Genomic DNA, 21,100 nt, shown 5'->3' with positions numbered 1-21,100 from the left:
GACTCTATCGCGGGATTCCGGATGGTCGCACGCGGTGACCGGGAGCGACGAGCGCATGATGGAGGGCGTGAGTGATGTCATCGAGATCGAGTCACTGGTCAAGACGTTCGGCCCGACTCGGGCGCTGGACGGGCTGGACCTGCGGGTGCGGTCCGCCGAGGTCCACGGCTTCCTCGGACCGAACGGCGCGGGGAAGTCGACGACGATCCGGGTGCTGCTGGGCCTGCTGCGAGCCGACGCCGGCGCGGTGCGGTTGCTCGGTGGCGATCCGTGGGCGGATGCCCCGGCGCTGCACCGGCGGCTGGCCTATGTGCCGGGCGATGTCACGCTATGGCCGAATCTGACGGGCGGCGAGATCATCGACCTGCTCGGGCGAGCGCGTGGGGGCCTGGATCCGGCGCGGCGCGCCGAGCTGCTGGAGCGCTTCGACCTCGACCCGACCAAGAAGGGGCGCAGCTATTCCAAGGGCAACCGGCAGAAGGTCGCCTTGGTGGCAGCTCTGGCCAGTGACGTGGAGTTGCTGCTGCTCGACGAGCCCACGTCGGGGCTGGACCCGTTGATGGAGCGGGTCTTCACCCAGCTCATCCGCGACGAGCATGCACGTGGACGGACCGTGCTGCTCTCGAGTCACATCCTCAGCGAGGTCGAAGCCCTGTGTGACCAGGTGAGCATCATCCGGGCCGGGCGCGTCGTCGAGAGCGGGACGCTGGCCGAGATGCGCCACCTGACACGAACCCAGGTGGTTGCCGACCTTGACTCTGCGCCAATGGATCTCGCGCAGCTGCCGGGAGTCCACGACGTCGTGCTCAACGGCCACCGGCTCACGGCGCAGGTCGACGCGAGCGCGCTGGGAGCGGTGCTGGGGCGGTTGGCGGGGCACGGCATACGGTCACTGACGTCGCCGCCGCCGACGCTGGAGGACCTCTTCCTGCGGCACTACGACGAGGCTGCGGGATGACAAGCGTCGTCGCGGATCGGATCGCGAGCAGCGGGTGGTCGAGCCAGTTGAGCGGCACCGGCTTGGCGATCCGGCGCATCCTGCGTGCCGACCGGTGGTTCTGGGTGACGTGGGTGCTGATCCTGTGGTCCTTCATCCCCGCGACCGCCTCGGCCTATCGCTCGACCATCAGCGACGACGCCGCGGGACGCGAGGTTGCGGCCGCGCTGGCAGCGAACCCGACGATGCGGGCGATGCTCGGTCCACCCTTCGACTTGCTCACCGTCGGCGGATTCACCATGTTCCGCGTCGGCGGTTTCACCGCGATGATGGCGGCGATCATGGGCGTTCTCGGAGTCATCCGGGCCACCCGCGCCGAGGAGGAGTTCGGGCGGACCGAGTTGCTGCGCGCCGGGTCGATTGGGCGGCACGCCATGCTTGCCGGGGCACTCGCCGTGGCTGGGTCGGCATCCCTGCTGCTCGGGATCCTCGTGGCGATCTCGATGGTCGTGGTCGGGACGCCCGTCGGCGGCGCGCTCGTCATGGGCGGCGGGCTCGCCCTGACACCCATCGCGTTTGCCGGTGTGGGCGCATGTGCTGCCCAGGTGACGGCGTCGGCCCGCACGGCCCGTGAGATCGGGCTCGCGGTGGTGGGTGCGGCCTACCTGCTGCGCGCGCTCGCGGATGCCGCCTCCGCGGACAGCCCGGTGCGCACGCTGCGGTGGCTCTCGCCGCTGGAGTGGGCTCCCCTCGCGCGGCCGTATGCCGGCAATCGCTGGTGGGTGCTGCCGTTGCTGGTCGCGCTGGCAGCGGCTCTCGTCGGCGGAGCCTTCGCGATGGAGGCGCGCCGCGACTACGGCGCGGGCATGCGGGCCGCCCGCCCCGGGCCCGCGCACGCCCCGGCCGGCCTGAGCTCGGCCGGCGGGCTGGCGCGGCGGCTGGCGCGTGGCAGCGTCTGGGCCTGGACGGCCGGCCTTGCGGTCTTCGCGCTCGCGATGGGCTCGATGTCGGGTGTCTTCGACGCGATCGCCGACGAGCCCAGTCTCGTGGAGCGGTTCCGCCGGATGGGGGCAGGCGCGCAGGATCTCACCGACGCCTTCTATGTCGCCATGCTCGGCATCCTTGCCGGCGTCATCGCCATCTTCGCCCTCCAACTCGCCGAGCGCCTGCGCCGCGAGGAGGCCGCCCACCGCGACGAGGTGATGCTCGCGACAGCAACCTCCCGAATCCGTTATGCCGCAGGTCATCTCGCGCTTGCGCTCATCATGCCGACGCTGCTGCTCGCGCTCGTCGGGGCGCTGTTGGCACTGCCGGCAGCGCTGCGCGACGGCGACTGGGGAGTGCTGACCCGCACCATAGGCGCCGCGTTGGTGTTGTCTCCGGCGGTGTGGCTCGGGGTCGGGATCTTCGCGGCGGCCTTCGGGTGGGTGCCGAAGCTGCACCTGCTGCCATGGCTCGTCGTCGGGTGGACCCTCATCGTCAGCTGGATCGGCGCGGTGCTCGGCTTCCCCCAGCGCATTCTTGACGCCACGCCGCTGGCCGTCCTGCCGCAGGTGCCCGCCGAGTCGATGTCCTGGCCGCCCGTCCTGATCGAGGGTGCTCTCGCGCTCGTGCTGGTGGTTGCCGGACTGGCCGGCTACGCCCGCCGCGACATCGGTTGAGCGCGGGCTACAACTTTCCCGCCCGGGCCGCTACCTGTCGGCGCGGCCATGAAAGGCGCGGGCCGCAAGGACCGCGTGACCGTCTACTACTTGCTTGCCAAGAACGCCGACAAGCTGTCGCTCTTCGGCTGACCGACTCTCGGCCGGTCTCGGCCGACGACCGACGTTCGGGGCGATCCGCGTTGCGGACCGCCCCGAACCTGAGTTCAGCCCTTGATCCCGGCGGCACGCAGAGCTGCCACCGTCTCCTCAACGGCCGTATGCCGCGGGGTCGGCGCCAGCTCGAATCGCGCCTGCGCGTCACTCGAGTCGAGCACGAAGGGCCGCTCGAACTGGTGGCGGGTCTCGCGCAGTTCGGCCAGCAGCGGCACGACCAGGCCGCCGATGGTGACCATCGAGCGCGGCATCACGTGCACCGGACGGGCCTTGGCACCGGTGATCGTCGCGACCTCCTCGCCCAACTGAGCGAAGGTCGCAGGCGCATCGGTGGGCACGTGCCAGGCCCGGCCCCAGTCCGCGTCACCGTCCGAGAGCGCAAGGGCACGCACCAGCGCGGCGACATCACCGTCATACGTCCAGGAGTGGGGAGCATCGACGCGCCCCATCGGCAGCCACGGGCTGCGGCCCTTCAGAATCGGCTTGATCAGCATGCCGGACACCAAGCTGGTCCCGAGCGTGGCCGGTCCGATGTAGTCGGAGGCGCGGACCTCGCTCACCCGTGCCCGGCCGGCCGCGTGAGCCGCGAGCGCCTGCTCCCACATCTCGACGCGCACGTGACCCTTGACGCCGTTGGGGCGCAAGGCCGTCCGCTCGGTTATCGGCCCGTCCACCAGGCCGTAGCCGTAGAGGTTGGAGACCGTGATCAGTCCGGCACCGCTGCGTTCCGCCGCGGCGAGAACGGCCTTGGCCATCGGCGGCCAGTCCCGCTCCCAGTGGGTATAGGCGCTCGGGTTGAGGGCGTTGACGATCGTGCGCGCTCCGGTGGCCAGGTCCGCCAGCCTGGTCTCATCCGTGACGTCCAGGGCGACTGCGGTGGCCCCGTCCGGTCCGAGGTCGCGGTCGGAACGCGAGACGAGTACGGCGTCTTCACCCGCAGAAATGAGGGCATGCGCCACGCTGCGGCCGATGCCGCCGGCGCCGAGAACGATGTGTCGTGCCATTGCTTGCTCCTGTCCGATACTAACGAGCTGCTCATCGCGGCAATCTCGCGCGAGGTCTTCGAGCAGATCGGCCCGATCCCCGGCGATCCGCGGGACCTCTTCGAGGCGACGCTCGCCCGCGCCGACGCCATGGTGATCAGGTAGCCAGAGATCGTGCCGCTAGCGTTGAGCCATGACGCGCCTCGGCTACCAGATCCCGAACTTCACCTATCCCGGCGTCGGCAGCGACGACCTCTTCGACGCAATCGTCCGGCAGGCCGTCGAGGCCGAGTCCAGCGGCTTCGACACTGTCCTGGTCATGGACCACTTCTACCAACTGCCCATGTTGGGCGCACCCGAGAATGCGATGCTCGAGTGCTACACACTGCTCGCCGCGCTGGCGCAGCACACCAGCCGCGTGCGGCTGTCCGCACTCGTCACCGGGAACACCTACCGCAACCCCACGCTGCTGGCCAAAACCGTCACCGCACTCGATGTCGTCTCCAAGGGTCGCGCGCAGCTGGGCATCGGTGCGGGCTGGTATGAGCTCGAACATGACTCTCTCGGTTTCGAATTCGGCACCTTCACCGATCGTTTCGAGCGTCTGGAAGAGGCCCTGCAGATCGTCACCGGCATGCTCCGCGGCGAGCGGCCGACACTGGCGGGCAAGTGGTACACCGCGCGGGAGGCGATCAACTCCCCCGCCCCGGTGGCCCCGATCCCGATCATGATCGGCGGTGCGGGCGAGAAGAAGACGCTACGCATGGCCGCGCAGTATGCCGATGAGTCCAATCTGATCTGCGCGATCGACGACATTCCGCGCAAGCTCGCCGCACTCGATGAGCACTGCGCGCGCCTGGGTCGCGACCGTCGCGAGATCACCGTCACCTATCAGACCAGCGCGTGCATCGCCCCGAGCGCCGCGCAGGCCGCCCAGGAGGCCGACGACGCCGTCGCCCGCATCCCCGAGCTTGCGTCGCGTCGGGCGTCCCTGATCCTCGGGGCTCCCGACGACGTCCGCGCGACCTATGAGCGCATCCTTGCTGCCGGCGTCGATGGTGTGACCGTCAACCTGCCGGCCAACGGGCACATCGAGGGTCGGGTGGCGCTGCTCGGTGACACGCTCGCCCCCCTCATCGCGTGACACGGATTGTTTGATTATTGAATGCCTGGTCACTATTGAACGTATGCCCGAGCGCACCTCCACCCGCGCCGGTCGCCAGATCCGTCTGCGGCGCGAGCAACGCGGCCTGAGCGCGGCGGAGCTCGCCCGCCGGGCGGGTCTGTCCAAGGCAACCCTCTCGGGTCTGGAGTCCGGCACCGGCAACCCGACGATCGACACCCTCGAAGCGATTGCGCTCGCGCTGGCCCTGTCGCTGACCGACCTGCTCTCACCCGAGGCGCCGGACACCGTGCACGTGCTCGCGACCGCCATCGACGGTGACATTCAGTGCGAGTTGCTGGTGCGCGTTCGTGGCACGCACGCCCTGGAGTCGTGGCGGCTGCGCATCCCACGGCATACGTCCTTCAGCGGCGTTCCGCACGCATCCGGGACGATCGAGCAACTCTTCATCGCCTTTGGTGCGGTGCGAGCGGAGCTGGAGGACGCGGCATACGACCTCGCAGCCGGCGACCTCCTCTCGTTCGCCGCGGATGTGCCGCACGCCTATATCACCGCCGACGAACCCGTCGACATCCACGTCCTGCTCGCCACCCCCTCCCGCTGACATCACGAAAAGTTAGGTGCTCCAATGCCTTTCGCGCAGATCGCACCGCTCCTCGGGGTGTGGCTCATCGCCGTCGTCGCGCCCGGTCCCGACTTCATCACCCTCCTGCGGGTATCCGCTGCGCGCGGACGCGCACAAGGAATGGCCGTGGCCGGGGGCGTGATCTCCGGGATCGCCTGCTGGGCGATGCTGGCGATGGCCGGCCTTGGTGCGCTGCTGACGCGTTACGTCCATGTCTATGCGGTGATTCGCGCTGTCGGGGCGGCATTCCTCCTGGCGTATCGCGCGGATCCTCTTGCACGCCTGGCGGGCCCGGACCGGCGAGTCCGGGCCCAGTGGCGAGGTGGCCGCGATTTCCGTGGGCAGTCTCGGCTCGGCGTGGCGGCTGGGGCTGGCCACGGACCTCGCCAACCCCAAGGCCGTCGCCTTCTTTGGCGCGCTCTTCGCGTCACTTCTGCCCGCCGGCCTAAGCACCGCCGCCCGCGCCGAGGTGGTCCTCGCGTTGCTGTTCATGGCGCTCACCTGGCTGGTCGCCGTGGCCTGGACGGCCTCGACGGGACGGGTGGCGGCCGCCTATCAGCGCGGCCGCCGGGCCATCGATGCCGTCACCGGTGGCGTGCTCGCCGGCGTCGGCCTGGCGCTCTTCCCACGCTGAGGTCTCCTAGGGTGACGCTATGACCGATCAGGCGACCCCCAACCTGCCCGCCCGCGACTTCGACGCGACCATCGGGTTCTACGCGGCGCTCGGGTTCGTCACGGCCTACCGCGACGAGAGTTGGCTGATCCTCAACCACGGCGAGCTGACACTGGAGTTCTTTCGGTATGCGGATCTCGACCCGGCGAGCAGTTCGTTCAGCTGCTGCTTGCGCCTGGACGATGTCGACCACTTCTATGCCGCCTGCCTCACGGCCGGCATCCCCGAGACGCGGCGCGGTTGGCCGCGCTTGCACCCACCTATGGTCGAGGACTCCGGCCTGCGGATCGGCTACCTGATCGACCTCGACGGCACCCTGCTGCGCTTGGTGCAAAATCCCTAGCCCCGCGAGGATGAGGGCCACTCGGCCTCCCGGTGACGCAGGAGATGAGCCAGGACGGCCGCTTCGCTGATGTCGTCACGCTTGGCGGCGGTTAACAGGGTGAGGGCACCGACGGCCGCCATAGCCTCGAGTTGCGCGTATGCCGCCGCGTGGTCGTCAACCTTGAGCTCCTCTCGGTAACGGGTGGCGAACTCATCGAACTTCGCCGGATCGTGGTCGTACCACCGGCGCAGCCCGGTCGACGGCGCGACTTGCTTGCACCACGCAGGGAGTTGGGCTCGCGCTTTGCTCACCCCCCGCGGCCACAGCCGGTCAAGGAGGACCCGTTGACCGTCGTCGGCCTCGGGCTCGTCGTAGATGCGCCGGACCTGCGCAGTCGCCTTCGTCATCACTGCCTCCTGGCAAACCACCATGGCACGCGAGCTAGGCGGGTGGGCTGGGCGGCGCTCCTGGACAGCCGCAGGCAGCCGAGGACCGCCAGCGCGATCCCGGCGACCGCGGCCGGCGCCCAGCCGGGCCGCACCGAGTCGCCGAGAAGCGCGACCCCCAGCGCCCCCGGAACCACGACCTCGACGACCCACATGGCCGCGGTCGCGGCCGCGACCGGGCCACGCTCGAGCGATCGGGCATAGGTCACGGCACCGAGGATGCCGAACGCGATCACCGCCCAGGTCAAGGGATTCGATACAGCCGACGTCAGCGTCCCCTGCCCCAGGTGCGCGCCTCTCGCCCCCAGCGCGGAGCCCGAGAACGCGAGACCACCGACGCTCGCCAGGGCAAGCGACGTCCCGCGGACATAGAGCACAGCACCCAGCACGATCATGGCGACCACCGCGCCGATCATCGCGGCGCCGAACCAGCCGGGCGCCGCCGCCGCGGACTCGCCACCCGCCGCGGCGGAGACGAGGGTCAGTCCCGAGACGACTGCTGCAACACCGATGAGATCGTGTCGCGTGACGGGCACGTGGAGCACCGCGAGCGCCAGGAGCACGGTCACCGCGACCGATCCGGCGAGCAGCGATTGGACGACGAAGAGCGGCAGCGTGGCCAGCGCCGCGATCGAGCACACCCACGCCAGCCCGTCACCCGCCATCCCGAGCACGTATGCCGGGTGGCGAAGCACCGCGGACCCACTCGCCCGAGACGCGGCATACGCCTGGCTTACCGAGGCGACACCGTAGAGGAGCATGCCGGCCAGCGCGGCGGCGAACCCCCAGATCACAATGCCCATCCTCCCAGTCCCGCACGGCCGCCGGGCGAGTCCTGCGACAATGTGGACGCCATGGCCACCGAACTTGACCGCGCCGTCGCGGCCTACCAGCTGCTGCATCCGCAACTGATGGTGGCGAGCGACGCCTTCATGACGATGGTGCGCGAGATCATCGACGAGGCCGGCATCAACTACCTCACCGTCGAGGGACGCGCCAAGGCGGTGGCGTCCTTCGCGGGAAAAGCCCTGCGTTTCCTCGAGGTCCAGCCGGACGGGGACCCGCTCGTCGGCATTACCGACCAGGTCGGGGTGCGCGTCATCACCTATGTCCAGAGCGATATCGACGCGGTCGCGGCGCTCCTCGCCGAGCAGTTCGCCATCCTCGACGATCGTGACATGGGCCGCGAAACGGCGAGCGAGGGGCGGTTCGGATACGCAAGCCGGCACCTGCTGGTCTCGCTCGACCGAGGTGAGGACGCGGCATACGTGCCTTTGCGGTGTGCCTCGATCCAGCTGCGCACGGTCCTGCAGCACGCGTGGGCGGAGTTCGAGCACGACATCCGTTATAAGGGCACGGTGCCGCCAGAGCAGGTGCCTGACCTGGATCGCCGCTTCACGCTCGCCGCCGGTTTGCTCGAACTGGCCGACCGCGAGTTCACCACGATCCGCGACAGGCTCCAGGCCGGGCTGAGCGACAAGGTGGTGGCCTCGGACGAGGCGGATCCGCGCATCAGCCCCCAGGAGCTGGCGACCTTCCTCGCCGGCCGGTATGCCAGCGCCGGCTGGTCGCGCACCGATCATTACGAGTGGATGGCCGGCCTGTTGTTGGAGCTGGGAATCGGCTCGCTCGATGAGCTGAGCGCGGTGTTGCGTGACATCGACAGCGCGGCGATCACGGGGGCGATGGGCTACCGCTATCCGCCGGGCGCCGTGCGGCGCCTCGATGACGATCTGTTGGCTCGCTTCGGCGAGCGCTATCTGGCCCTGCACGGCAACGCGCACCGGACGACAGCCCTGCGCGCCCGGCTGGCCAAGCTGCACTGACCCCGGCTTTGGGTGACCGGCCATCCCCCGACGTCGACCGATCGCGGATAGCGTCGAAAGCGCCCGCACCATTCGGCGGCCTCGGCACTGGGCCGGGGACGAGGGCAAGGAGGACGCGATGCCCAAGGCATGGAGCGCAAAGGACGAACGTCAGTACGAGCACGTCAAGGAGTCCGAACTCGACCAAGGCCGGGACGCGGACCGAGCCGAGGAGATCGCGGCGCGCACCGTCAACAAGGAGCGCCGCAAGGAAGGTCGCACCAAGGAGCAGAAGTCGTCGTCGGATGAGTGAGGCGCAGCAGACGGCGAAAGTTCCCCCCGAGCCAAAACGCGGTTAGCCAAAACCCCTGCGCAACAACAGAAATGGCCGGGCACGGTCTCGGAGTTGACCCCGCAGCCGGATCACGGCGAGCGCACCTGGAAAGTCGCGAACGACTGGCCAGAGTGCGCACTGAACACCGGGGCCGACTCCGGCATCGGCCGCGCAATCGCCGTCACGTATGCCGCGCAGGGTGCCGATATCGCCATCGCCCATCTTCCGCAGGAGAAGACGACGCGGAGGTCACCCAGCGGCTCGTTGCGGTGGCGGAACTGGGCCGGGTCGACGTCCTCGTCTGCAATGCCGGACTCCAAGATGTCCCACGGATCCTTGGAGGAATTCCCGCCGGAACGGATCGAGCGCACCTTTGCCACCAATGTCTTCTCGCCCTTCTGGCTCGCCCAGGCGTTGGCCGGAGAACTTGAGGACGGCGGCTGATCCTTGTGACGACCTCGATCCAGGCCTACGAACCCTCCGAGGCGCTCCTGGACTATGCCGCGATCAAGGCCGCGCTGAACAACCTCGTCGTCAACCTCGGGGCGATCTCGGCCCGCCCGACTTCGGGTCAATGCCGTCGCGCCCGGGCCAATTTGGACACCCTTGATCCCGTCCACCTTCGGGCCGGAGAAGGTCGACGGCTTCGGCGTCGACACGCCGCTGGGGCGTGCCGGTCAACCGGTCGAAGTCGCCGCCGCCTTCGTCTTCCTCGCCTCAGCCGAGGCCAGTTACATCTCCGGCACGGTCCTCGGCATCACCGGTGGCCCCGGCGCCTTCTGAGCCTCGTGGTGTCCTAGCGTTGGTGGATGGCGACATCCCCGGGCAATGCCCCTGACACGGCATGGGCCACGCATCCGGTGACCCGTGATCGCTTCGACGACTTCGCCGATGTCATCAATCCCAATCGCCGCGCGACGCACTGCTGGTGTCTCTCCCATCGCCTCGGTGCGCGGGAGATCGCCGAACTCGGCGGCGCTGGCGGCCGAGCGGCGGCCATGCGAGCTCTGTGCGGGCGGGACATCCCACCCGGGGTTGTCACCTACCGGGACGATGCGCCCGTCGGCTGGTGCAATATCGGCCCCCGAGAACACATTCCGCGACTGGCCGCGTCCACGTTGATCCGCCCGGCCGATGATCTTCCCGTATGGAGCATCATCTGCCTCGTCGTGCGCGGCGGCTTCCGCCGGCAAGGCGTCGTGACCCACCTCATCGACGGAGCGGTTGCCTGGGCGCGCTCCCAAGGCGCTCCGGCCGTGGAGGCCTACCCCGTCGATCCGCCGGGCCGGATGGACACGACCATGGCATTTGTCGGACCCGGGCGATGTTCGCCCGGGCCGGCTTCGAGGTCATCGGCACGACCGGCGCGATCGCCTCAAAGCTTCCACGGTTGATGATGCGCAAGGTCCTGACGGCCTAGGCCCTTCGGCGAGCGAGGTTTGGAGTCAGGTGTCTCCGGCGTCGACGGAATCCACGCTCGCGGTCTCCGCGAGCCACTGCAGCGGGGTCAGGCGCAGCAATTCCTCACAGACGAGGTCGCGCATGTGCAGGATTTGCTGGGCGTACTGGGCGAGCAAGGGATGGAGTCGCTGACCTTCTGGGGGTGGGGTCAGTCGCAGGTGCTCGCCGCTGAGCGCGACTTCGACGTCGAGAACCCCGTCCCCCGCACTGTGGACCTGCATCACGCCCAGCTTTCCGAGGATCGCCAGCGACGCCGTGTTGTCGACCGCCACCTCCGTCAGCAGGTGCGTGATCCCCTCGGGTGCGTTCTCGCACAGGCGGCGCGCGAGCAGCGTGGCGATCCCCTTGCCTTGCCAGGCATCCTTGACCGTGAAGGCGATGTCCGCCGTGTCCGGCATTTCCGAATAGCGCACGATCCGTCCGATGGCGACGGGGTGCAGAGCGGCGCCCACCTCGACGAAGACGACCAGAGCGACATGGTCGATGCCGTCCACCTGGTCGACTAGTCGGTCGAGCAGGGCCGGGGTGAGCTCGGGGATCGCCGTCAGGAACCGGCGGCGCTTCGACTCCTCGGACAACTCGAGGTAGCCCTCGGCGAGCATCTCCCGGTCGCCGGGCAGAAGCGGCCCGATCCAGGCCAAGGTGCCGTCCCGAAGCGCATCGGCCTCGGACGCATTGCTGAGGCGTTCGGCAAACGTCGGTGCGGGATGGGCAGTCATATCTGGGCTCCGTCGTGGACTGTGATCAGGCTACGTGGCTGTCGGTTGCCGCTGACCGCGCGATCGTGGTCCGCGACGCGTGGCGCCGAATCGTCACAACGCTGCTTCGTGCAACCAGGCCAGTGTGCGCATAAATCCCTGCGCCACAGTGACATTCCGCACGTCAACCCAGCGAATCCACCCAACCAGCCGCAATATGTGGGACCGGTCATACTCGGGAGGTGGATTTCAGTGATCGCGCAGAGACGTGGGACGACGACCCGGAGAAGGTCCGCAACGCGGTTGAGGTTGCGGCGGCCATCCGTCGAAACCTGACCCTGACCGGCCGAGAGCGGGTGCTGGAGTTCGGCGGCGGGACGGGCCTGCTGAGTCGGCAGTTGGCCGACGACGTCGCCACCATCTTGGTGACCGACGCGGCATCGGGCATGGTCGAGGTGGCGAGCCGCCGCATACGGGAATCAGGCCGGGAGGCGAGCATGCGCGCAACCCTCTTCGACCCGACGAGCGATCCGGAGGACCCGGGTGAGTTCGACGTGGTCTGGAGCATGCTGGCCCTGCATCACGTGCCCGATATGGACACCGCCCTGCGGCGCCTACGCGGGCTCCTGGTCCCCGGTGGCCGGCTCGCGTTGGCCGATCTCGATGAGGATCCGGGCGGCTCCTTCCACCAGGCGCACGGCGACTTCCACGGGCACGACGGCTTCGACCGGCACGCTCTTGCCCATGCCCTGACCCGGGCCGGCTTCGCTGACATCGCGTTCGACACCGCGACGCACGTCACCAAGGAGGTCGACGGCGCGCCCCGCACCTACTCCGTCTTCCTCGTCACGGCCACGAATCCCGGCTGAGGAGGCCGCGTTCGCCGACTCAGCACAGGTTAGTGACGTCGAGCAAGGTAGACCCTGCTGGAGGTCACCTAACCACTGCTCTAGCAGGGTTTAGGTACGGGGGCCGCCCACATAGGCGGCGAGGTGCTGGCCGGTCAGGGTGGTGGCGTCGGCGACCAGGTCGGCCGGGGTGCCCTCGAAGACGACACGCCCACCGTCGTGACCAGCCCCGGGGCCGAGGTCGATGATCCAGTCCGCATGCGCCATCACGGCCTGGTGATGCTCGATGACGATCACCGACTTGCCCGAGTCGACCAGCCGGTCGAGCATGCCTAGGAGGTTCTGGACGTCGGCGAGATGCAACCCGGTCGTCGGCTCGTCGAGGACATAGACGTCGCCCTTGTCGGCCATCTGGGCGGCGAGCTTGAGCCGCTGGCGTTCCCCGCCGGAGAGCGTGGTCAGCGGTTGGCCGAGCCGCACATAGCCCAGGCCCACGTCGGCCATGCGCTCGAGAATCTTTTGTGCCGCAAGTGTTTTCGCCTCACCTTTCGCGAAGAAGTCGACCGCCTCGGCCACCGGCAGGTCGAGCACCTCGGCAATGTTCTTGCCGCCGAAGGTGTAGTCGAGCACGAAGGGCGCGAACCGCTTGCCCTCGCACTCCTCGCACACCGTCGCTACCCCCGCCATCATCACCAGGTCGGTGTAGATGACACCGGCCCCATTGCAGGTCGGGCAGGCGCCCTCGGAGTTGGCGCTGAAGAGCGCCGGTTTGACCCCATTGGCCTTGGCGAAGGCCTTGCGGATCGGCTCTAACAGCCCGGTATAGGTCGCCGGGTTGCTTCGTCGGGACCCCTTGATCGCCCCCTGGTCGACGACGACGACCTCGTCCCGGCCGGCCACCGATCCATTGATCAGCGAGCTCTTGCCCGACCCGGCGACACCGGTCAGCACGACGAGGACGCCCAAGGGAATGTCGACGTCGACACCGCGCAGATTGTTCTCGGTGGCGCCGCGCACCTCGAGTGCGCTCGTTCGCGAACGAACCGCGGGCTTGAGACGGGCCCGGTCGTCGAGGTGCCGTCCGGTCAAGGTGTCACTGGCCCGCAGCCCGGCAACATCGCCCTGGTAAACGATCTCCCCGCCGCCCGTGCCGGCTCCCGGTCCGATGTCGACGACATGATCGGCGATGGCGATCGCCTCCGGCTTGTGCTCGACGACCAGAACGGTGTTTCCCTTGTCCCGCAGCTGGATCAGCAGGTTGTTCATCCGCTGGATGTCGTGCGGATGTAGCCCGATCGTCGGCTCGTCGAAGACATAGGTGACATCGGTCAGTGCCGAGCCCAGATGGCGGATCATCTTGATCCGCTGCGCCTCGCCGCCCGACAAGGTCCCCGACGACCGGTCCAAGGACAGATAGCCGAGACCGATCTCGACAAAGGAATCCAGGGTCTCCTGCAGGCCAGCAAGCAGCGGGGCGACGGACGGGTCGGCGAGGTCGCGCACCCATACGGCAAGGTCACTGATCTGCATCGCGCAGGCATCGGCGATATTGATGCCCTTGATCCTCGATGAGCGCGCCTGCTCGTTGAGGCGGGTACCCTCGCAGTCCGGGCAGGTCTGGAAGACGACCGCCCGGTCGACGAAGGCCCGGATGTGCGGCTGCATCGCCTCCCGGTCCTTGGACAGCATGGACTTCTGGATCTTCGGGATCAGGCCTTCGTAGGTGATATTGATGCCGTCGACCTTGATCTTGGTCGGCTCTTTGTAGAGCAGGTCGGCGAGCTCGCGCTTGGTGAATTTGGCAATCGGCTTGTCCGGGTCGAAGAAGCCGCTGCCCAGATAGATCCGGCCGTACCATCCGTCCATCGAATAGCCCGGGATCGTCAGCGCGCCCTCGCGCAGTGACTGCGACGCATCGTAGAGGGCGGTGAGGTCGAAATCGGAAACCTTGCCCACGCCCTCGCACCGCGCGCACATGCCGCCCTGGATGATGAACTCGCGGCGCTCCTTGACCTCCATCCCGCCCTTGGTCATCGTGACCGCGCCCGCCCCCGAGATCGACGCAACATTGAAGCTGAAGGCCTTCGAGCTACCGATGTGCGGGATGCCCAAGCGGGAGAACAGGATCCGCAACATGGCATTGACATCGGTGACCGTGCCGACCGTCGATCGGATGTTGGCGCCCATCCGCTCCTGGTCGACGATGATCGCCGTCGTCAGGCCTTCGAGCAGGTCGACGTCCGGCCGCGCGAGCGTGGGCATGAACCCCTGGACAAAGGTCGAATAGGTCTCGTTGATCATCCGCTGAGACTCTGCGGCGATGGTGGCGAAGACGAGCGAGCTCTTGCCTGACCCGGACACCCCGGTGAAGACGCTCAGGCGCCGCTTGGGCAACTCCAAGCTGACGTTCTTGAGATTGTTCTCGCGGGCGCCGACCACGCGGATCCGGTCGTGGGAGTCAGCCGTATGCCGCCCGCTTGCCTCGGTCGTCGTGCTCGCCATGGGCGTCTCTCCACTTCTCGGTCGACGGCGCCGTCGAGCGCGTGCGCGCGGGGCGGAGCCGGGGGTCAGGACAACCTAACCACGCGGGCCTACCACTGGTTCGTAGGCTGAACTCCATGACGGGGCAGGGTGAGCACACCAGTCATGGGGGAAATCCCAGCCATTTCGAAGCGATGGCTGCGGCGTATGCCGGGGCTCGCCCCGACTATCCGGCGATCGTCTTCGAGACGCTGCGGAAGTTCGAGGTGATCGGCAAGGACAAGGCGGTGCTCGAGATCGGCGCGGGCACGGGCGAGGCGACCGCGACCCTTGTCGGCGCCGGCTGCCGCGTCACCGCGGTCGAGCCCGGCCCCCGCCTTGCCGGCCTGCTCGCCGAGCGCGTCCCGCAGGCCAATGTGGTCGCGGGCCGCATCGAGGACCTGGACCTGCCTGCCTGCGCCTTCGACGCCGTGCTCGCCGCGACCGCGATGCATTGGGTCGACCTGACCACGACCTTGCCGCAGTTGCATCGCGCCCTGCGGCCGCGTGGCCGGCTTGCGGTGTGGCGCACCACCTTCGGGGACGCCTCGGTGGCCACACCCTTTCGCCGCCGGCTGCACGAGATCGCCTCCCGGCGAGCCGCGCACCTCAACACCGACGCGGATGTCCGCGGCATCCGGCCGACCATGCGTGAACTCGTCGCCACCGGCCACTTCGCCGCGCACGACTCGTGGGAGTGGCCCTGGTCGATCCGGTTGACGGCCGACCAGATCGCCGCGCTCTTCCTGACCTTCAGCGACTGGAGCGCCGACGAGGTGGCCGAGGCGCGCGCGGCTGTGCACGACCTCGGCGGCTCGGTCGTCGAGCATTACCGCACGATCCTGCACCTTCTCGACCGGGTGCCCGACCCGGTTATCAGTACGGCAGGCTGACGGCCGGACCCACATCGGCCGGTGAGTCAGGTGCGAGCGGGGCGTCGGCGGCATACGGCCGGGCACGCAGGTTGCGGATCCCGGGCACGGACAAGGCCACGGCACTCGTGGCCACCATGACGGCGGCGCAGACGATCAGCACATGATGCGCGCCGAAGGCGTCTGCCGCCGGGCCTGCGAGGATGATGCCTAACGGGCCGAGCGCGAGCGAGCCGAGCGCGTCGTAGGAACTGACCCGCGAGAGGGCCTCCGGCGGGATCTCGGTCTGCATGGTCGTCTGCCACAGGATGGTCAGCAGTTCGAACGCGAACCCCAGGCCGAAGCTCCCAATGGCGATCGCCGCCAGTGGCGCGTGCAAGCCCAGCAAGAGATACGGAGGCGCCCCGAGGAAGCTGAGCAGCACCACCATCCGGATCGGGAACCTCGGGCGCCAGCGCATCGCCACCAGGCCACCGAGGATCAGCCCGAAGGACTCGACGGTCAGGATCGTCGACCAGGCTCCGGCCCCGCCGAGCGCCTGCTTGGCAACGACCGGTCCCAGGACGAGATGCCCGGCCTGCCAGACCATGACGAAGGCCGAGAACTGCAGGACGCACACCCACAGCCACGTCCGCGAGCGGAACTCGACCCAGCCCTCGCGCAGTTCGGTCAGGACCGAGGCTGCGGCAGGCTGATCGGCAATCACCGGGGGCAGGTGCAGGCGGGTGATGAACGCGCCGGCCAGCGCGAAGGCCGCGCCCGCGCCGACCAGGGCCCATCCGCCACCGATTGCCACGACGACGATGCCGCCGCTGACCAGCCCCGCGACGCGGGCGACGTTTCCGCCCAGGCCGATCAGGGCATTGCCGTCCTGCAGCGAGTGGGCTGGCACCACCTGCGGAATGATGCCGGTGATGGCCGGCCAGACGAGGGCCCCGGCGGTGCCGGCGAGGAAGGTCATGGTGACCAAGCCCCAGAGGGGAGCGTGCCCGGTCAGGAACATCACACCGAGGGCGACGTGCAGGAGCGCATTGGTCCACTCGGCGCCCTGGAGAACGCGGTCGCGGGGATAGCGGTCGGCGATCACCCCGCCGATCAGCGTGAAGAGCACGAGGGCGATCGACTCCGCCGCCAAAACGACCGACAGGGTGGTCGCCGTAGCGCCGGGCAGGTCGAGCACGCCGAAGGCAAGCGCGACCGGCGCAAACGCGAGCGCCAGCATCGACAGGGTGCGAGCGGTCAGCAGGGCGACAAAGCGCTGGTCCTTCCACAGCAGTGCCCGCGTCGATGCCACCTGCTCACGCTACGGCGGCCGGGCCTCGGACTGCCACCGCTTTCCCCTTCCCCGCCCCCGACGGTCCGCCGGGTGGGACGATGACCGCCATGGCCACCTCCCCCTTCGACATCACCGGCGCGCGCGCCCTGGTCACCGGCTCGAGCAAGGGCATCGGCAAGGCGCTGGCCCGGGCCCTCGTCGAGGCCGGCGCCGACGTCATCCTCAACGCGCGCACCGCGCAGGCGCTGGAACGCACGCGCGAGGAGTTGGCCGATGCCGGGCCGGGGCCGGTGCGCATCGCCGCCTTCGACGTCACCGACGAGGACCAGGTGCGTGACGGCCTGGCTCGGGTCGGGCGGATCGACATTCTCGTCAACAACGCCGGTATGCAACGCCGCGCCCCGCTGACCGATTTCGCGACCGCGGATTTCGACGCGGTGATGACGACCAATGTGCGCAGCGTCTTCCTGGTCACCCGTGAAGCGGCCCGCGGCATGATCGAGCGGGGCCGCGGCAAGGTCATCGTCATCGCCTCGGTCCAGTCCGAGCTCGCCCGCCCCGGCATCGCTCCCTACAGCGCCAGCAAGGGTGCCGTGCGCATGCTCGTCAAGGGCATGTGCGCCGACCTGGCAACCGCCGGCATCTGCGTCAACGCCATCGCACCCGGGTATTTCGCGACCGAACTGACCTCGGCGCTGGTGGCGGACGAGGACTTCACGTCGTGGGTTCAGGCACGAACGCCGGCCGGCCGCTGGGGCCGGGTCGAGGACCTCACGGGCACCCTGTTGTGGCTGGCCAGCCCGGCCTCGGACTTCGTCAACGGCCAGACGATCTTTGTCGACGGCGGGATGACCGCCGTGCTGTGAGTCAGGCCTCGGCCGCGGACTTGAGCCGGGCCAGCCCCTTCTCGAAGTCCGGCCCGACAAGGGAGTCCATGGACTTGACCAGCGCGAAGATCCGCATCATCAGGCCCATCTCGCCGTACATCGACCAGGTGACCCGCGTGCGCTCCGGCCCGGTCGGCGCGAGCGTGAAGACGATGCGATTGTCCGCCGGGAAGGGCTTGTCGAAGTGCAGCGCCACATCGACCCGGTCGTCGGTGACGCCGGTGATCGCCATCGTCCCCTTGCCCGCCTTCTTGTTGCCCTCCCAAGCGTAGGCCGCGCCCACCCCGCTCGCGGAGCCGCTGTAGCTGCGCTGCATCGCCGGGTCGAGATCCTCCCAGGGCGACCACGTGCGCCACTGGTGGAAGTCGGTCAGGAGAGCCAGGATCGCCGCACACGGTGCGGCGATCTCGGTGGTGCGGGTCACGGCATACGGCTTGGGCATGGGTCAGGCACCGCTCTGGCGGGCGATCTCGGCGCGCGCCGCCGTGACGAGCTCCGCGTTCGTATGAGCGTGCCCCCACAGTCCCCAGCCGCCCTCGGGCGCTTCGGTGAGCAGCACCCAGGTGCGCTGGGCCAGGCTGTCGGCACCGGCTGCAGCCGCGATGATCGCGGTGAGCCGCTCGCCCACGGCGACCTGCTTGTCCCGGTCAAGGGCGCCGGCGTTGGTGAGCACCTGCACGCGGACGTAGTTGCTGTCGCCGTCGACATTGGCGATCGAGCCCGCCGGCAACTCGTGGACGAACGCCGCCGTGTTCTTGCGGAACATCGGAATATTGGGCACCTGCTCGACATCCATCACCGCGGCCGCCACATCGGCCGCCAGCGAGATGGTGTCGGCAAAGGTTCCGGCGGTGGCGTAGACGTCGATCATCGGCATAGCGGGAGCGCTTCCTTCGGGGGGTGGGGGCGAGTCGAGATTAGCGAGTCTGTAGCCCGTGGTCTCATCGGCGTGCCGCCTAGTCGAGATACCAGGCCGGGAGCGGGCCGGGTCGCAGGTCGGTCGCGTCGCCGGGCCGGGTCAGGCTCAGCACGGCCTGGGCGATCTCCGGGCGCGCGTTGAGGGCGTCCTCCACCGCCTGCAGATTCTCGGCGACGACGTCCTCCGGGTCATTGCCGACGAGGTCGACGCTGGCGACCATGAAGACGATATTGGCACCCACCCATTCGAGGTGGAGGAAGCTGCCCCGCTCGATGACGGGGCGCGATAGCAACGCCTCCAGGGCGCGGTTGCGGCTGAGCGGCGTCGCGGCCTCGCCGGTGAGGAAGTCCATATTGCGCCCGATCAGGAAGACCGCGACGACGCCGAGGAGGACGCCGACGGCGATCGAGCCGATCGCATCCCATCTCGGGTTGCCGGTCAGATGGTGCAGGCCGATGCCGAGACCCGCGAGCACGATCCCGATGAGCGCGGACAGGTCCTCGGCGAAGACCGCGCGCAGCATCGAATCCGACGTCAGCCGGACATAACGCAGCGGGTGCACCCGCCGCTTCCCCGCACCCGTGCGCGCTTGATGCAGCGCCTGTGAACAAAATCCCTTCCAGGACAGCGGAAAGCGCGAGAACGGCATACGCCCAGCCGTATGCCGCTTCCTCCGTCCCGGGCGACCGCAGCGTGGCGATGCCATGCCAGACCGAGACGGCCGCCCCAACCGCGAAGAGGCCGAAGGCGGCGAACATCGACCAGATATAGCCGACCCGCCATACCCGAGGGGGTGTCCGGGGTCCGGCGGCTTGGCCGCGCGCCGGGTGCCGATGAGCAGGAAAATCTCGTTGCCGGTGTCGACCCAGGAGTGCGCTGCCTCGGCGAGCATCGACGCCGAGCCGGTCATCGCGGCTACGACGGTTTTGGCGCCGGCAATCAACGGGTTGGCACCGAAGGCGATCAGGACCGTGAGCAGGCTCTCGCTCCGGGGCGTGCCGCGTTGATCAGGGGCCCCACTCAGGGCTCCGGATGCTACCGCTCGCTCCCATGCCTCTCCCCCGTCGAGCGGGTCCGGGCGACGGGGTTGGAGTGTACACGCGACGGGTCAGGCGCGCAGGGCCTCGGCCAGCGCGCGGAAGTCGCTGACGAGCACGTCCATCTCGGCCTGGGTGTGCGCGAGCGAGACCAGCCACTGCTCGTCCAGTCCGGGCGGGGTTAGGATGCCGCGGTTGACACCCCAGAGCCAGGACAGCTCGGCGACCTGGAAGTCGGTGGCCTTGTAGTCGCGATAGTTGCGCACCGGAGTCGGTGACCAGGTGATGCAGCCCTTGACCCCCAACGCCACGGTGTGGGCCGGCAGCTTGAACTCCGCGATGATCTCGTCCACCGCATCGAGGGTGCCGATGTTGATCTTCTCCGCGGCGTCGAGGGCCTCGTGGGTGCAGATCTCGTCAACGGCCTTGGCGGCCGCCATCACCAGCGGGTTGCCGTTGTAGGTGCCGAAGTGCGCCATCCGGCCGTCGACGACGACCTCCATGACCTCCTTGCGCCCGCCGAACGCGGCCAGCGGGAAGCCACCGCCGATGCTCTTGGCCAGGGTGACCAGGTCGGGCTTGATGCCCAGGCGCTGGCTGGCGCCGGCATACCCGGCGGTCAGGCCGGTCTTGACCTCGTCGAAGATCAGGACGACGCCGTGGGCGTCACAGGCCGCGCGGACGCCGGCGAGGTAGCCCTCGTCCGGGACGACGATGGCGATGTTCTCCAGCACCGGCTCGAGCACCATCGCGGCGATCTCGCTGCCATAGGCGTCGAGGATCGCGGTCAGCCGGTCCAGGTCGTTGTAGGGGACGACATAGACCGTTCCGGCCTCGACGTCGAAGGGCACCTGCGGCGTCGGGGCGTCCGCCGGGCCGATCTCGTCCAGGCCCGGCTTGACCGAGACCTGCAGCGCGTCATACCCGCCGTGGTAGCCGCCCTCGATCTTGATGATCGCCTTGCGGCCGGTGAACGCGCGGGCGGCGCGAACGGCATACATCAAGGACTCGGTGCCGGAGTTGGTGAAGCGCAGCATGTCCAGCCCAAAGCGGCGCTGGAAGCGCTCGGCAACCTCGGTCGCGGTGGGCGAGGGCGTCACGAACAAGGTGCCGACGTCGGTCAGGGCCTTCTGGACCTCCTCGATCACGACCGGGTTGAGGTGACCGACGAGCATTGCACCGAAGCCCATCGACAGATCGAGCAGGCGGCGGCCGTCGACATCGGTCAGCCACGCGCCGCGGGCGGAGGCGATCGAGATGGGGTAGGGGTCCCAGTGTTGGAAGGAGGAGGTAACGCCGAGCGGGAGCGACTTGCTTGCCTGCTCGTTGTGGGCGCCCGATGCGGCCGTGGAGGCGGTGAAGCGCTCCCATTCCGCGGCGAGCAGGCTCGCCACCCGCGCCTGGTCGAGCGGGGTCGAGGTCTCGGGCAGCCAGCGGCGGGTGGCCGGGTCGGGCTGGGGCCAGGTGGTGGACGCGGTCATGATGGTGCTGCCTCCTTGCCCGGCCGTCCTCCG

At 68.9% G+C, this 21,100-nt stretch carries 25 protein-coding genes and 2 pseudogenes; 16 read left to right on the top strand and 11 right to left on the bottom strand.

Going from position 1 to position 21,100, the window contains the following annotated elements; genetic code table 11:
• Nucleotides 1-58 precede the first annotated feature (58 nt).
• Nucleotides 59-958, top strand: a complete 900-nt coding sequence (locus ABD209_RS13040; RefSeq protein WP_425564682.1) for an ABC transporter ATP-binding protein — start codon at nucleotides 59-61, stop codon at nucleotides 956-958.
• Entirely contained in the window at nucleotides 955-2,598 is a 1,644-nt protein-coding gene (locus tag ABD209_RS13035; protein WP_344067088.1) for an ABC transporter permease, read from the top strand. Before ABD209_RS13040 ends, ABD209_RS13035 begins: the two co-directional genes overlap by 4 nt.
• Before the next feature lie 206 nt (nucleotides 2,599-2,804).
• On the opposite strand, the gene ABD209_RS13030 is transcribed toward ABD209_RS13035, so the two are convergent.
• Nucleotides 2,805-3,758, bottom strand: coding sequence for an NAD-dependent epimerase/dehydratase family protein (locus tag ABD209_RS13030; protein ID WP_344067085.1), 954 nt, complete (start codon nucleotides 3,756-3,758; stop codon nucleotides 2,805-2,807).
• A gap of 3 nt (nucleotides 3,759-3,761) precedes the next feature.
• Here ABD209_RS13030 and ABD209_RS13025 point away from each other — a divergent pair, with 3 nt between their 5' ends.
• The 6 genes and pseudogenes from ABD209_RS13025 to ABD209_RS13005 all read left to right on the top strand — a co-directional run bounded on the left by ABD209_RS13025 (nucleotide 3,762) and on the right by ABD209_RS13005 (nucleotide 6,501).
• Nucleotides 3,762-3,902: a hypothetical protein gene (locus tag ABD209_RS13025; RefSeq protein ID WP_344067083.1), complete on the top strand. Its 141-nt coding sequence runs from the start codon at nucleotides 3,762-3,764 to the stop codon at nucleotides 3,900-3,902.
• A 28-nt stretch (nucleotides 3,903-3,930) separates the two neighbouring features.
• Nucleotides 3,931-4,881 carry an LLM class F420-dependent oxidoreductase gene (locus tag ABD209_RS13020; protein WP_324385470.1) on the top strand — a complete coding sequence of 317 codons (951 nt, stop codon included), beginning with the start codon at nucleotides 3,931-3,933 and terminating at the stop codon, nucleotides 4,879-4,881.
• Nucleotides 4,882-4,924: 43 nt separating this feature from the next.
• Nucleotides 4,925-5,464: a helix-turn-helix domain-containing protein gene (locus ABD209_RS13015; RefSeq protein WP_344067080.1), complete on the top strand. Its 540-nt coding sequence runs from the start codon at nucleotides 4,925-4,927 to the stop codon at nucleotides 5,462-5,464.
• Between the two features lie 24 nt (nucleotides 5,465-5,488).
• A pseudogene (locus ABD209_RS19850) lies at nucleotides 5,489-5,728 on the top strand (LysE family transporter); the annotation flags it as partial.
• Between the two features lie 79 nt (nucleotides 5,729-5,807).
• A complete protein-coding gene (locus ABD209_RS13010; RefSeq protein WP_344067076.1) occupies nucleotides 5,808-6,119 on the top strand; it encodes a LysE family transporter in 312 nt (103 codons plus the stop codon).
• Nucleotides 6,120-6,138: 19 nt separating this feature from the next.
• On the top strand, nucleotides 6,139-6,501 hold the full coding sequence (locus ABD209_RS13005) for a bleomycin resistance protein (RefSeq protein WP_344067073.1): 363 nt from the start codon (nucleotides 6,139-6,141) through the stop codon (nucleotides 6,499-6,501).
• On the opposite strand, the gene ABD209_RS13000 is transcribed toward ABD209_RS13005, so the two are convergent.
• Both ABD209_RS13000 and ABD209_RS12995 read right to left on the bottom strand, forming a co-directional pair.
• Nucleotides 6,498-6,890 (bottom strand): DUF488 domain-containing protein, encoded by a 393-nt coding sequence (locus tag ABD209_RS13000; protein WP_344067070.1) that lies wholly within the window; start codon nucleotides 6,888-6,890, stop codon nucleotides 6,498-6,500. The two genes, ABD209_RS13005 and ABD209_RS13000, sit on opposite strands and share 4 nt — an antisense overlap.
• Nucleotides 6,890-7,723: a hypothetical protein gene (locus ABD209_RS12995; protein ID WP_344067067.1), complete on the bottom strand. Its 834-nt coding sequence runs from the start codon at nucleotides 7,721-7,723 to the stop codon at nucleotides 6,890-6,892. The genes ABD209_RS13000 and ABD209_RS12995 overlap by 1 nt, the downstream gene beginning before the upstream one ends.
• Nucleotides 7,724-7,783: 60 nt before the next feature.
• Here ABD209_RS12995 and ABD209_RS12990 point away from each other — a divergent pair, with 60 nt between their 5' ends.
• The 5 genes from ABD209_RS12990 (at nucleotide 7,784) to ABD209_RS12970 (ending at nucleotide 10,462) form a co-directional block, all read left to right on the top strand.
• Nucleotides 7,784-8,755: a GTP pyrophosphokinase gene (locus ABD209_RS12990; RefSeq protein WP_324385463.1), complete on the top strand. Its 972-nt coding sequence runs from the start codon at nucleotides 7,784-7,786 to the stop codon at nucleotides 8,753-8,755.
• A gap of 118 nt (nucleotides 8,756-8,873) precedes the next feature.
• Complete coding sequence (locus ABD209_RS12985) at nucleotides 8,874-9,047, top strand: hypothetical protein (RefSeq protein ID WP_344067063.1); 174 nt, start codon at nucleotides 8,874-8,876, stop codon at nucleotides 9,045-9,047.
• A gap of 93 nt (nucleotides 9,048-9,140) precedes the next feature.
• Nucleotides 9,141-9,512 (top strand): Rossmann-fold NAD(P)-binding domain-containing protein, encoded by a 372-nt coding sequence (locus ABD209_RS12980; protein ID WP_344067060.1) that lies wholly within the window; start codon nucleotides 9,141-9,143, stop codon nucleotides 9,510-9,512.
• A gap of 162 nt (nucleotides 9,513-9,674) precedes the next feature.
• Nucleotides 9,675-9,851 (top strand): SDR family oxidoreductase, encoded by a 177-nt coding sequence (locus ABD209_RS12975; protein WP_425564674.1) that lies wholly within the window; start codon nucleotides 9,675-9,677, stop codon nucleotides 9,849-9,851.
• A gap of 26 nt (nucleotides 9,852-9,877) precedes the next feature.
• Nucleotides 9,878-10,462 carry a GNAT family N-acetyltransferase gene (locus ABD209_RS12970; RefSeq protein ID WP_344067057.1) on the top strand — a complete coding sequence of 195 codons (585 nt, stop codon included), beginning with the start codon at nucleotides 9,878-9,880 and terminating at the stop codon, nucleotides 10,460-10,462.
• Between the two features lie 51 nt (nucleotides 10,463-10,513).
• Here ABD209_RS12970 and ABD209_RS12965 read toward each other — a convergent pair whose 3' ends face one another.
• Entirely contained in the window at nucleotides 10,514-11,248 is a 735-nt protein-coding gene (locus ABD209_RS12965) for a GNAT family N-acetyltransferase (RefSeq protein WP_344067054.1), read from the bottom strand.
• Nucleotides 11,249-11,469: 221 nt separating this feature from the next.
• Between ABD209_RS12965 and ABD209_RS12960 the strand changes: the two genes are divergently transcribed.
• Complete coding sequence (locus ABD209_RS12960) at nucleotides 11,470-12,096, top strand: class I SAM-dependent methyltransferase (protein ID WP_344067051.1); 627 nt, start codon at nucleotides 11,470-11,472, stop codon at nucleotides 12,094-12,096.
• Between the two features lie 90 nt (nucleotides 12,097-12,186).
• Here ABD209_RS12960 and ABD209_RS12955 read toward each other — a convergent pair whose 3' ends face one another.
• On the bottom strand, nucleotides 12,187-14,577 hold the full coding sequence (locus tag ABD209_RS12955) for an ATP-binding cassette domain-containing protein (protein WP_344067048.1): 2,391 nt from the start codon (nucleotides 14,575-14,577) through the stop codon (nucleotides 12,187-12,189).
• 116 nt (nucleotides 14,578-14,693) lie between these two features.
• On the opposite strand from ABD209_RS12955, the gene ABD209_RS12950 reads away from it, so the two are divergent.
• Nucleotides 14,694-15,488, top strand: coding sequence for a class I SAM-dependent methyltransferase (locus ABD209_RS12950; RefSeq protein ID WP_344067045.1), 795 nt, complete (start codon nucleotides 14,694-14,696; stop codon nucleotides 15,486-15,488).
• Here ABD209_RS12950 and ABD209_RS12945 read toward each other — a convergent pair.
• Nucleotides 15,472-16,761, bottom strand: a complete 1,290-nt coding sequence (locus tag ABD209_RS12945; RefSeq protein WP_344067042.1) for an MFS transporter — start codon at nucleotides 16,759-16,761, stop codon at nucleotides 15,472-15,474. The genes ABD209_RS12950 and ABD209_RS12945 overlap by 17 nt on opposite strands.
• Before the next feature lie 89 nt (nucleotides 16,762-16,850).
• On the opposite strand from ABD209_RS12945, the gene ABD209_RS12940 reads away from it, so the two are divergent.
• A complete protein-coding gene (locus tag ABD209_RS12940) occupies nucleotides 16,851-17,609 on the top strand; it encodes an SDR family oxidoreductase (RefSeq protein ID WP_425564673.1) in 759 nt (252 codons plus the stop codon).
• Between the two features lies 1 nt (nucleotide 17,610).
• Here the strand turns inward: ABD209_RS12940 and ABD209_RS12935 are convergent, their stop codons facing one another.
• The 5 genes and pseudogenes from ABD209_RS12935 to ABD209_RS12915 form a co-directional block, all read right to left on the bottom strand.
• Entirely contained in the window at nucleotides 17,611-18,072 is a 462-nt protein-coding gene (locus tag ABD209_RS12935) for an SRPBCC family protein (RefSeq protein WP_344067036.1), read from the bottom strand.
• Between the two features lie 3 nt (nucleotides 18,073-18,075).
• A complete protein-coding gene (locus tag ABD209_RS12930; RefSeq protein WP_344067033.1) occupies nucleotides 18,076-18,507 on the bottom strand; it encodes a hypothetical protein in 432 nt (143 codons plus the stop codon).
• A gap of 79 nt (nucleotides 18,508-18,586) precedes the next feature.
• Nucleotides 18,587-19,198 carry a cation efflux transmembrane domain-containing protein gene (locus ABD209_RS12925; RefSeq protein WP_344067030.1) on the bottom strand — a complete coding sequence of 204 codons (612 nt, stop codon included), beginning with the start codon at nucleotides 19,196-19,198 and terminating at the stop codon, nucleotides 18,587-18,589.
• Between the two features lie 141 nt (nucleotides 19,199-19,339).
• A pseudogene (locus ABD209_RS12920) lies at nucleotides 19,340-19,513 on the bottom strand (cation efflux transmembrane domain-containing protein); the annotation flags it as partial.
• A gap of 144 nt (nucleotides 19,514-19,657) precedes the next feature.
• Nucleotides 19,658-21,067 carry an aspartate aminotransferase family protein gene (locus ABD209_RS12915; RefSeq protein ID WP_344067028.1) on the bottom strand — a complete coding sequence of 470 codons (1,410 nt, stop codon included), beginning with the start codon at nucleotides 21,065-21,067 and terminating at the stop codon, nucleotides 19,658-19,660.
• Nucleotides 21,068-21,100 lie beyond the last annotated feature (33 nt).

This window comes from Nostocoides vanveenii (genome assembly GCF_039531165.1).
Classification (GTDB): Bacteria; Actinomycetota; Actinomycetes; order Actinomycetales; family Dermatophilaceae; genus Nostocoides_A; species Nostocoides_A vanveenii.
This window is presented reverse-complemented; position numbering and strand designations above follow the sequence as displayed.